The organism is Mesorhizobium sp. M7A.F.Ca.AU.001.01.1.1 (genome assembly GCF_004022735.1).
Classification (GTDB): domain Bacteria; phylum Pseudomonadota; class Alphaproteobacteria; order Rhizobiales; family Rhizobiaceae; genus Mesorhizobium; species Mesorhizobium ciceri.
In genome coordinates this window covers 1-9,595 of sequence record NZ_RZPF01000185.1, presented here as the reverse complement: position 1 = coordinate 9,595, position 9,595 = coordinate 1, and the positions used below count along the sequence as shown (strand labels likewise).

Here is a 9,595-nt window from a genome sequence, read left to right as displayed (position 1 = left end):
GGTTCCGGCGGACCGTTCGGCGCGGAAGGACCGATCATCATGACAGGCGGCGCGATCGGCTCGCTGATCGCGCAGATGCTGCCGGTCAGCGACAACGAGCGCAAGACCCTGCTGGTGGCTGGTGCGGCAGCGGGCATGACCACGGTGTTCGGAACACCGATCGCCGCCATCATGCTGGCGGTCGAACTGCTGCTATTCGAATGGACCCCGCGCAGCTTCATTCCGGTGGCGGTCGCGGCTGTTATCGCCGAGGTCGAGCGCACCATGCTGCATCTGCCCGGGCCGATCTTTCCGTTTCAGGGCGGCATGGAGGTGTCTTTTGTCGGCCTTGCCGGCTGGGTGGCGATCGGCGTTTGTGCAGGACTTCTGTCGGGACTGCTGACGCAGATGGTCTATGCCTGCGAGGACGGTTTTCAGAAGCTGCCGATCCACTGGATGTGGTGGCCGATGCTTGGCGGCCTGGTGGTCGGCATAGGCGGGCTGATCGAACCGCACGCGCTCGGTGTCGGCTATGACAACATCACCGACATGCTGGATGGCCGCACCGTCGCGACGGCGGCACTCCTGCTGCTGGTGGTCAAGGCGATCATCTGGTCGGTAGCGCTCGGCTCGGGAACGTCGGGAGGTGTGCTGGCGCCGCTGTTGATCATGGGCGGGGCTATGGGCGCTGTGCTCGCCGGCGTTCTGCCTGCCGCGGATCCGGGTTTCTGGGCGCTGCTGGCAATGGCCGCCACCATGGGCGGCACGATGCGCGCGCCGCTGACCGCCACGTTCTTCGCCGTCGAACTGACCGGCAACACACATATGCTGGTGCCGCTGATTGCCGCCTGCGCCGCGGCGCATGCCGTGACCGTGCTTCTGATGAAGCGTTCGATCCTGACCGAAAAGATCGCCAGAAGGGGACACCATCTGGTTCGCGAATACCGTGTCGACCCTTTCGCCCTGACCAGGGTGCGCGAGGTGATGACGTCGCAGGTCGAAAGCGTGCCGGCGACGATGACGCTGCATGGCGCAGCAGCGTTCCTGACGGCGCCGGAAACACGGCATCCGAGTTTCCCGGTGGTCGACGAGAACGGTCAGGTGCTGGGCCTCATCGATCCGCCGGCGATCTTGCGCTGGAGACGCGCCGGCACGCACCGCACCACCACGCTTGGCGCGTTGCTGGCCGGCAGCAAGGTGACGCTGGCCTATCCGGACGAATATCTCGAAGGCCTCTCCGACAAGCTGCTGATGGCCAACGTCTCCCATCTGCCCGTCGTCACTCGCGAAGGCTCGTTGCTGGTCGGCTATGTCGGCTGGAAGGATCTGATGCGCGTGCGGTCCAGGAAACAGGCCGAGGAGCGCGAGCGTTCGACCTTGCTTGGCTTTGGCACCAGACGCAGGAAAAAGGACGACGCGGTCGAAAGCCTTTAGATGCTCTCTCCTCGCTTCGCCCACTCCAGCACATGGAGCCTCAACGCCGAGGACAGGTTGGTGTCGCGGGGCCGCGTCTCGTCGACTTCGGCGACAAGAGCAGCGAGCGTCAGCTCCCTGGTCGCCGCGATCGCGACGAGGTCGTCATAGAAGGGCTTTTCAAGCGAGTAGCTGGTGCGGTGGCCGCGAATGGTCACCGAACGCTTTTCGACCGGGCTCATTGACGGCCGGGGTCGCCGGGCTTTTCACGACGATGCCCGGCAACGAATTTTTCGCTCTTGTCGGCGGCGACGCGGTCGCGTTCCTTTTCGGCCTTGGAGCGGCCGTGCAGCGCGCGGTTCTGTTCGGCGGCGCGCAGCTTTTCGTCCCGCGCCTTTTGCTTGCGGGCCTGGCGGAGATTGACGATTTCGGCCACGGCGTAAGTCGCCGGCCTATTTCTTGCGGAAGGCGTCGAGCGAGACCACTTCGGCGCCCTTGGTGGCGGCGTCCGCGGCCGCGGGCTTCTTCTCCGCCTCCGCGGCGGCCTTCTTCTCGGCCTTCGGCTTTTTCTCGGAGACGATGGTCAACGGCTCCGGAGTTGGCGCAGCCGGTTCATCGGCTGCCGCACCATCCGTCTTGACGTCGAATTCGAGTTCGAAATTGACCGAGGGATCGTAGAAGCCGCGCACGGCCGAGAACGGGATTTCGAGTTTTTCCGGCACATCGGAGAAGGACAGGCCAACCTCGAAGCCGGTATCGGTCACCTTCAGGTCCCAATACTGGAACTGAATGACGATGGTCATCTGCTCGGGATAGCGCTCGCGCAGCCGCGAAGACACGCGTACGCCCGGCGCGCCGGTCAGGAAGGTGATGAAGAAGTGGTGGTTGCCGGGGAGGCCGGTGCGCGCGACCTCGGCCAGGACCTTGCGCATGACGCCGCGCAACGCCTCCTGGGCCAGAATGTCGTAGCGGATGTGGTCGTCGGCCATGTGGCGGTCGGGTTCCGTTGAATCGTCCGCATAGCTGTAATCAAGCTTGAGCGCGGCGTAAACCGCATATAGATCACCCTCGCGCGGAAGCGAAGACTATTGCCAGCGATTTGATCGCTCAGGCGCTGGCGAGCGCGCTTTGCTTTTCGGACGATGCCGCGGAGCGGCGCTTGCCGAAGGCGCGCAGGAAGGTACGCACGCCATTGGTCGCAGATTGCAGCACCTCGTCCTCGCGCGGCGAGCCGCCAAGCATGAACGTGGTCTGCAGTTCGGCATTGACGAGGCCAAGGAACTGGCGTGCCGCCACGTCCGGGTCCTCGATCGTGAGATAGCCGCCATAGGCGAGGCGGGCGAAGCGGGCGGCGATTGCCGGCCATGTCCTGCCCGGTCCCTGTTCGCGCCATTCGGCAAACAGTTCGGGATAGCGCTCGCCTTCGGTCTGGATCAGCTTGCGCAGGAATTTTCCATCGCGGTTGCAGATGCAATTCTGATTCAAACGCACCGCAAAGCCGATCAGGTCGGCTTCGAGATCCCCCGGCTGATCGGGGAAGGTGGCAATGGTGGCGAAGATGCCGGCATTGCAACGTTCGGTCAGATCACGGACCACAGCGACGAACAGTTTTTCCTTGTCGCCGTGATGGTTGTAGATGGTCTGGCGCGAGACGCCGGCTTCGGCGGCGATCAGGTCGATATTGGCGCCGGCGAAACCTTCGCGGCAAAACACGGTGGCGGCGGAGTCGACGATCGACAGGCGCTTGGCCTCATGACCGCGTGGCGGGAAAATGTCAGGAGAAACGTGCAGCTTCATAAAAAACTATATAGAGGTGATTGACGATTTAGACAAGAGTGTCTAAATTTGTGGACACAAGATTAAGAGATTTCGCATGAGAGAGACGAACAGAACTCGCTCTCGATGTGTCGGAATCTCACGGGATGGAACGTCCTAGGTTAGACGCCGCCTGGCGGCGGCAACCAGATTTGAAAGAAGCCTCTATCATGAGTCCCAAATTCCTCCGCATCGCGGTCGTGCTCGGCTTGTTGTCCGCCATCGGCCCGTTCGCCATCGACATGTATCTGCCCGCGCTGCCGTCGATCGGCGCCGATCTGCATGCCGGCACCGCTGCCGTGCAGATGAGCCTGTTGATCTTCTTCCTGTCGATGGGCTTTGGCCAGATCGTCGTCGGGCCGATCTCCGACATGGTCGGCCGCAAGCTGCCGCTCTACGGCGGCCTTGCGCTGTTCATGGTCGGCGGCATCGGTTCGGCAATGGCGCCGACCATCGAATGGCTGATCGCTTTCCGCTTCCTGCAGGGGCTTGGCGCCAGCGCCGGCATGGCCGTTCCGCGCGCCATCGTGCGCGACCTGCATACCGGCAATGAGGCTGCCAAGCTGATGTCCTTGCTGATGCTGGTATTTTCGGTGTCGCCGATCCTGGCGCCGCTGACCGGCAGCGTGATCATCGAGAATTTCGGCTGGCGTGCCGTGTTCTGGACGGTGACGGGCGCGGCTCTGCTGGCCACCATCCTTCTGGCGACCTCGCTCAAGGAGACGCGGCCGGTGGAAGATCGCGCCGGGTCCTCCTTCGGCACCGCGCTGTCGGCCTACCGCTTCCTGATGGGCGACCGTAACTTCCTCGGCCTCACGGCGATTGCCGGCTTCGGCATTGCCAGCTTCTTCGTCTATCTGTCGAGCTCGTCGTTCATCCTGATCGACCATTACGGCCTGTCGCCTTCGGTCTACAGCGTGTTCTTCTCGATCAACGCGGTCGCCTTCATCGGCATGTCGCAGATGACGGGGCTGCTGGCCGAGCGCTTCGGCCTGAGGCGCGTGGTGCGCGTTGCGGTGACCGGCTATGCCACGACGATGGTGGTGCTGTTCGCGGTGATGGCGACGGGCATCGACCGGCTCGACGTGATGGCGGCGCTGCTGTTCGTCGGCTACGGCTTCCTTGGTCTGGTCATTCCGACCACGTCGGTGCTGGCCATGGAAGAGCATGGCCAGATTGCCGGCACGGCGTCAGCGCTGATGGGCACGCTGCATTTCGCCATCGGCGCACTGGCCATGGGTGTTGCCGGCGTGTTCTTCGACGGTACGCCGCTGCCGATGGTGGCCGGCATCACGCTCTGCGCGGTGATTTCCTTCACGCTGGCCAAGGTCACGCTCGGCCGCTCTCGCGAGGCCGTCGAGGCGCCGGCCGAGTAGTAGACTTTCGATGAGAACGAAGGGGCCGGCTCATGCCGGCCTCTTTGCCATTGGGCGCGGACAGTTCCGTCCGAAAGGCGTTGACGACGCCCGGTTTCGGCTGTAGCAGCGATGGTCATGATGATCGCAACGGCTCTCGTGGTGGTAGGAAAGCGCATGGGCAGGATGGTGTAACCATCCGGCGATAGCCACCCATGCGCGGTAAACAGGCTCCTGACGGGGCCTTTTTTTATGCCCGAAATCCGGGCGATGCCCCGTCAATCATCCTCATCACGCAATACACCACGGATCAGAACCATGACGGGCGAGAACCCTATTCAAACCGCGAGCAAGCGCATGACAGGCGCGGAGATCGTTCTCCATGCACTCAGAGACAATGGCGTAGAGCATGTCTTCGGCTATCCTGGCGCCGCCTTGCTGCCGATCTACGACGAGATATTCCAACAGGATGACATCAAGCATATCCTCGTGCGCCATGAGCAAGGTGCGGGCCATGCCGCCGAAGGCTATGCACGGTCTACGGGCAAGGTCGGCGTCATGCTCGTCACATCCGGTCCAGGCACGACAAATGCGGTAACGCCACTGCAGGATGCGCTTATGGATTCGGTGCCGATCGTCTGCCTGACAGGACAGGTGCCGACAACGCTGATCGGCTCCGATGCCTTTCAGGAATGCGACACGGTCGGCATTACGCGGCCCTGCACCAAGCACAATTCGTTGGTCAAGGACGTCAACGAACTGGCGTCAACGATCCACAGGGCTTTTCACATCGCCAAGTCCGGACGACCGGGACCTGTCCTCGTCGACATGCCAAAGGACGTCCTGTTTGCCACCGGCGTGTACACGCCGCCCTCGGATGCTGCTGCACTGAAGAGCTGTCGGCCGACGGTGGAGAGCGACATCAACGAGATCGGCAAGGCGATAGAGTTGATGGCCAATGCCCGTCGTCCAGTCATTTATACCGGCGGTGGCATCGTCAATTCCGGCATGGAGGCATCGAGACTGCTGCGGGAGCTTGTCGAACTGACTGATTTCCCGATCACCTCGACCCTCATGGGGCTTGGCGCATATCCGGCATCCGGCAAGAACTGGCTGAAAATGGTCGGCCTGCACGGATCGTACGAAGCGAACATGGCCATGCATGAGTGCGACGTTATGCTCTGCATCGGCGCCCGCTTTGACGATCGCGTGACTTCGCGCGTGGAGGCTTTTTCACCGAGCTCAAGGAAGATCCATGTCGATATCGATCCGTCCTCGATCAACAAGACCGTCCGTGCCGACGTCGGCATTCAGGGCGATGCCGGCAAGGTGGTGGACAGCCTGGTTCGCTCATGGCGTGCGCTGCCGCAAAACCCTGACAGAAGACGCCTCGACGAATGGTGGAAACAGATCGCGCGCTGGCGCGGGCGCAACTCCTTCTCTTACGAAATGAGCAACGAGGTGATCATGCCGCAATACGCGGTCGAGCGTCTCTACGCGCTGACGAAGGATCGCGACACCTACATTACGACCGAAGTTGGCCAGCATCAGATGTGGGCGGCCCAGTTCTACGGTTTCGAAAAGCCGCGTCGCTGGATGACGTCGGGCGGCCTTGGTACGATGGGCTATGGCTTGCCGGCGGCATTGGGCGTGCAGATCGCGCACCCGGAAAGCCTTGTCATCGATATTGCCGGCGACGCATCTGTCCAGATGACGATGAAAGAGATGTCGGCGGCGGTTCAGTACAATGCGCCTATCAAGATATTCATCTTGAACAACTCTTACATGGGCATGGTTCGCCAGTGGCAGCAAATGCTTCACGGAAACCGCCTGGCGCATTCCTATTCCGAAACTTTGCCCGATTTCGTCAAACTGGCTGAAGCGTTCGGTGCGGTCGGCATACGTTGTGAGAAGCCGGCCGACCTCGATGATGCGATTCAGGAAATGATCGATGTAAACCGGCCGGTGCTCTTCGACTGCCGTGTTGCCGAACTCGCCAATTGCCTTCCGATGATCCGGACGGGCAGAGCCCATAATGAGATGCTCTTGCCCGGCGAGACCTTCGCCAGTGCAACCGATGAGATCGGCCAGGGACTGGTATAGACCCCAGAGCGGGATGCATTCGAATTGAATAGTGCATCCCGCTCGATTGCGTCCGACTTCAAGGCTACACCCCGGTTTGCGCCAGCACGAAGCGCAGCCGCGCCTCGACGGGGGCCAGCGGCAACGGAACCATCTCATAGCCCAGTTCCGTATAGACGCCGACCAGCGCATGGTGGGTACGCTCGGCCTCGTCGAGCGTATGCCTGCGCTCTTTGTCCTGCGCGAAGATCTCCGGCCAAAGCGGGGCGACGAAGACGCGCCGATGATAGCGGAAGCGCTCTGCGGCAGCGTGGGCGTGTTCGGGTATCGGCAGGCCGCTCAGGCTGAGATAGCCGAGCGTGTCCGGAACGCCTCGATCGAAAAAAACAGGACGCCCGGTCTGTTCTAGCGCAATTTGATACGAGCGCATCTCCCATGACAGCATCAACTCGGCAAACAGGGCGCGATCGTGCCAGGGCAAAGCGGGTCCGCCAATGGCGGACTGGTCGCGGATAATACCACGCCCGGCTTCGACCGAGGCGGCAAAGCCTGCCCGGCGCAGGGCTTCGATCAAGGTGGTCTTGCCGGAGCCGGGACCGCCGGTCAGCACAAAAAAGCGATCGGAATCGTTTTGCATGTTTTGTCCATGGAGAGGGAGCACGCGGCAGGGCGCGTTCGCGGCGGAACTGCCGTCGCGCATGCTGGATATCCGAGGAGGGGAGAAGTGGAGGTTTCTGTTGCCAGGTACCTCCGAACCCCGCCTAGAAGTGCGAACCTCTAGGGCTTGATTTGAAGCTATCGCACCGCTTACGCGGCGAGACGTGCTTCCGCATAGTTGTCATTTGCAACTACAGGTTTAGCCCGATGACGGTGGTACCATGCCGGGCAAAAGTACGATCTTTACACCTTCGTCGATCCTATTTCGCCCCCAGCAAAAACCGCTCTGTCGTCAACAGCGGCTTTTGGTGGAGGCGCCGGGTACCGCCCCCGGGTCCGAACGGCTTATTTCATCGCCCATTTATCGCCATAGTCGGTCAAGCCGACAAACCGAATATAGGGGGCGATCGCAGGAAATGAAAGGCCGCAATGGCACTTTGTCCCCGTGTCAAAACCGCAAGTCCGAAGGGTTGACTTGAGCGCGGTCTCAACCGAAGCTTTGCCCCGGTGAGGAGTTACCGACATAGCGCACAAGTTGCAGCAGCGCGCCACAGCCCTCATCGATCGGATCCGTGGCGCCGACGAGGGGAATTTTGATGGCCGACTATCTTGCAGACGTGAAGAAATACGATGCCTCGGCGAGTGCCGACGTGGTCGACAAAATCGTGAAGCATCTTGGCATTGCGCTTCGGAACCGCGATTCCTCGCTGGTGTCTTGCACCGATCCGAAGGAACTGGAGCGCGTCAAGGCTGGCTGGGTTGCCAAGAAGCTCGGCATATCGGACGACAGCAAGGCCGACGCTTCGATCGAGAAGGTCTGCAAGGCGATGGCCGCCGACAACACCAAGAACCGGGTTACCTTCTACTACCTGGTTGCCAAGGACCTGGGTAAACTCGGCTCCCTCTGACGGCCGCGCTTCAATTCGCCGGGCTGGCGCGGTCCATGCGCCAGCCGGTGATGTTGTTGGGGACTGACTGGCTTCGGGCATAGCTTGCGCGCTGCTTTGTGGTGTTCGATCGCCCGTCTGTCAGTTATGATGGCTGGACAACCGAATCGAGCCGGAACCGATGCGCCAGTATCTCGACCTCCTGCAGCACGTGCTGGACAACGGCGCCGACCGCGGCGACCGCACCGGCACCGGAACGCGCTCCGTCTTCGGCTACCAGATGCGTTTCGACCTGGCGCGCGGCTTTCCCGTCACCACAACCAAGAAGCTGCATCTCAAGTCGATCATCCATGAGCTTCTGTGGTTCCTGGCCGGCGACACCAACATCAAATATCTCACCGACCATGGCGTCTCGATCTGGGACGAATGGGCCGACGAGAATGGCGATCTCGGCCCGGTCTACGGCAAGCAGTGGCGTTCCTGGCCGGACGGCCATGGCGGCTCGATCGACCAGATCGCGAATCTTCTCAAGGAGATACGCAGAAATCCTCAATCGCGGCGGCTGATTGTTTCGGCATGGAACCCAGCCGAGGTGGAAGCGATGGCGCTGCCGCCCTGCCACTGCCTGTTCCAGTTCTATGTTTCGGAAGGGCGGCTTTCCTGCCAACTCTACCAGCGTTCCGCCGATATCTTCCTTGGCGTGCCGTTCAACATCGCGTCCTATGCCCTGCTGACCTTGATGGTGGCGCAGGTGACAGGGCTGAAACCCGGCGATTTCGTCCACACACTTGGCGATGCGCACCTCTACTCGAACCATTTCGAGCAAGCACGCGAACAGCTGCGGCGCACGCCGAGGACGCTGCCGACGATGTGGATCAATCCGGAGGTGAAGGACCTCTTCGCCTTCCGTTTCGAGGATTTCCGGCTGGAAAACTACGTCGCCGACGCGTCGATCAAGGCGCCGATCGCGGTCTAAGGCCGCAAATTTCAGTCGATGCCGACCATCACGTCCGAGGCTTTGACCACGGCATAGGCCTGCTTGCCCTTTTCGAGCTTGAGATCGGCGACGGCCTCGTTGGTGATCGAGGCGGTGACGATGGCGCCGCCGCCAATGTCGATCCTGACATGCGAGGTGGTGGCTCCCTTGACGATCTCGGCGATCGTTCCCTTGAGGACGTTGCGGGCGCTGATCTTCACCGGAGTTTCCTTTCCAAGGTTTCTTTTCCCGGTCTTACCAAAACAATTGGTGTCGTACAGACGCTTTCATGAGGCGCCGGGCCTTCCCTTGTTATATTCATACGGATATATCGGTCAGCAGGCTTCGAGCCGGCCGGATTTCAAACCAGGGAGAGTTTTCCATGACGCGCACAGGTTTTGGATCTAGGGCGATCGCCATTGGCGGTTTTG

General features: G+C 61.4%; 11 protein-coding genes and 1 other RNA gene. 5 read left to right on the top strand and 7 right to left on the bottom strand.

Annotation, left to right across the window (positions count from 1 at the left end):
• Nucleotides 1–1,413: chloride channel protein (locus EN884_RS13785; protein ID WP_128360582.1), on the top strand; the 1,413-nt coding region annotated here is incomplete at its 5' end.
• On the opposite strand, the gene EN884_RS13780 is transcribed toward EN884_RS13785, so the two are convergent.
• The 4 genes from EN884_RS13780 to EN884_RS13765 all read right to left on the bottom strand — a co-directional run bounded on the left by EN884_RS13780 (nucleotide 1,410) and on the right by EN884_RS13765 (nucleotide 3,189).
• A complete protein-coding gene (locus tag EN884_RS13780; RefSeq protein ID WP_013531014.1) occupies nucleotides 1,410–1,634 on the bottom strand; it encodes a ribbon-helix-helix domain-containing protein in 225 nt (74 codons plus the stop codon). The genes EN884_RS13785 and EN884_RS13780 overlap by 4 nt on opposite strands.
• A complete protein-coding gene (locus EN884_RS13775; protein WP_024501426.1) occupies nucleotides 1,631–1,828 on the bottom strand; it encodes a DUF4169 family protein in 198 nt (65 codons plus the stop codon). The genes EN884_RS13780 and EN884_RS13775 overlap by 4 nt, the downstream gene beginning before the upstream one ends.
• 16 nt (nucleotides 1,829–1,844) lie before the next feature.
• Complete coding sequence (locus tag EN884_RS13770) at nucleotides 1,845–2,381, bottom strand: SspB family protein (RefSeq protein ID WP_013531016.1); 537 nt, start codon at nucleotides 2,379–2,381, stop codon at nucleotides 1,845–1,847.
• Nucleotides 2,382–2,499: 118 nt separating this feature from the next.
• Nucleotides 2,500–3,189: a TetR/AcrR family transcriptional regulator gene (locus EN884_RS13765; RefSeq protein WP_013531017.1), complete on the bottom strand. Its 690-nt coding sequence runs from the start codon at nucleotides 3,187–3,189 to the stop codon at nucleotides 2,500–2,502.
• Nucleotides 3,190–3,377: 188 nt separating this feature from the next.
• Between EN884_RS13765 and EN884_RS13760 the strand changes: the two genes are divergently transcribed.
• Nucleotides 3,378–4,583: a multidrug effflux MFS transporter gene (locus tag EN884_RS13760; RefSeq protein ID WP_063168284.1), complete on the top strand. Its 1,206-nt coding sequence runs from the start codon at nucleotides 3,378–3,380 to the stop codon at nucleotides 4,581–4,583.
• 297 nt (nucleotides 4,584–4,880) lie between these two features.
• A complete protein-coding gene (locus EN884_RS13755) occupies nucleotides 4,881–6,665 on the top strand; it encodes an acetolactate synthase 3 large subunit (RefSeq protein ID WP_063168283.1) in 1,785 nt (594 codons plus the stop codon).
• 64 nt (nucleotides 6,666–6,729) lie between these two features.
• On the opposite strand, the gene EN884_RS13750 is transcribed toward EN884_RS13755, so the two are convergent.
• On the bottom strand, nucleotides 6,730–7,281 hold the full coding sequence (locus EN884_RS13750) for an AAA family ATPase (RefSeq protein WP_199489657.1): 552 nt from the start codon (nucleotides 7,279–7,281) through the stop codon (nucleotides 6,730–6,732).
• Between the two features lie 86 nt (nucleotides 7,282–7,367).
• Nucleotides 7,368–7,727, bottom strand: a transfer-messenger RNA (tmRNA) gene (ssrA, locus tag EN884_RS13745).
• Nucleotides 7,728–7,897: 170 nt separating this feature from the next.
• On the opposite strand from ssrA, the gene EN884_RS13740 reads away from it, so the two are divergent.
• Complete coding sequence (locus EN884_RS13740) at nucleotides 7,898–8,209, top strand: DUF2853 family protein (protein ID WP_013531020.1); 312 nt, start codon at nucleotides 7,898–7,900, stop codon at nucleotides 8,207–8,209.
• Nucleotides 8,210–8,369: 160 nt separating this feature from the next.
• Nucleotides 8,370–9,164 (top strand): thymidylate synthase, encoded by a 795-nt coding sequence (locus EN884_RS13735; protein ID WP_024501420.1) that lies wholly within the window; start codon nucleotides 8,370–8,372, stop codon nucleotides 9,162–9,164.
• An 11-nt stretch (nucleotides 9,165–9,175) separates the two neighbouring features.
• Here EN884_RS13735 and EN884_RS13730 read toward each other — a convergent pair whose 3' ends face one another.
• Nucleotides 9,176–9,385: a molybdopterin-binding protein gene (locus tag EN884_RS13730; RefSeq protein ID WP_024501417.1), complete on the bottom strand. Its 210-nt coding sequence runs from the start codon at nucleotides 9,383–9,385 to the stop codon at nucleotides 9,176–9,178.
• Between the last annotated feature and the right edge of the window lie 210 nt (nucleotides 9,386–9,595).

What these genes read in the sequence shown, in the direction of transcription:
- EN884_RS13780 (WP_013531014.1), bottom strand. Translation starts at nt 1,634, where the DNA reads ATGAGCCCGGTCGAAAAGCGTTCGGTGACCATTCGCGGCCACCGCACC.
- EN884_RS13770 (WP_013531016.1), bottom strand. Translation starts at nt 2,381, where the DNA reads ATGGCCGACGACCACATCCGCTACGACATTCTGGCCCAGGAGGCGTTG.
- EN884_RS13765 (WP_013531017.1), bottom strand. Translation starts at nt 3,189, where the DNA reads ATGAAGCTGCACGTTTCTCCTGACATTTTCCCGCCACGCGGTCATGAG.
- EN884_RS13760 (WP_063168284.1), top strand. Translation starts at nt 3,378, where the DNA reads ATGAGTCCCAAATTCCTCCGCATCGCGGTCGTGCTCGGCTTGTTGTCC.
- EN884_RS13755 (WP_063168283.1), top strand. Translation starts at nt 4,881, where the DNA reads ATGACGGGCGAGAACCCTATTCAAACCGCGAGCAAGCGCATGACAGGC.
- EN884_RS13750 (WP_199489657.1), bottom strand. Translation starts at nt 7,281, where the DNA reads ATGCAAAACGATTCCGATCGCTTTTTTGTGCTGACCGGCGGTCCCGGC.
- EN884_RS13740 (WP_013531020.1), top strand. Translation starts at nt 7,898, where the DNA reads ATGGCCGACTATCTTGCAGACGTGAAGAAATACGATGCCTCGGCGAGT.
- EN884_RS13735 (WP_024501420.1), top strand. Translation starts at nt 8,370, where the DNA reads ATGCGCCAGTATCTCGACCTCCTGCAGCACGTGCTGGACAACGGCGCC.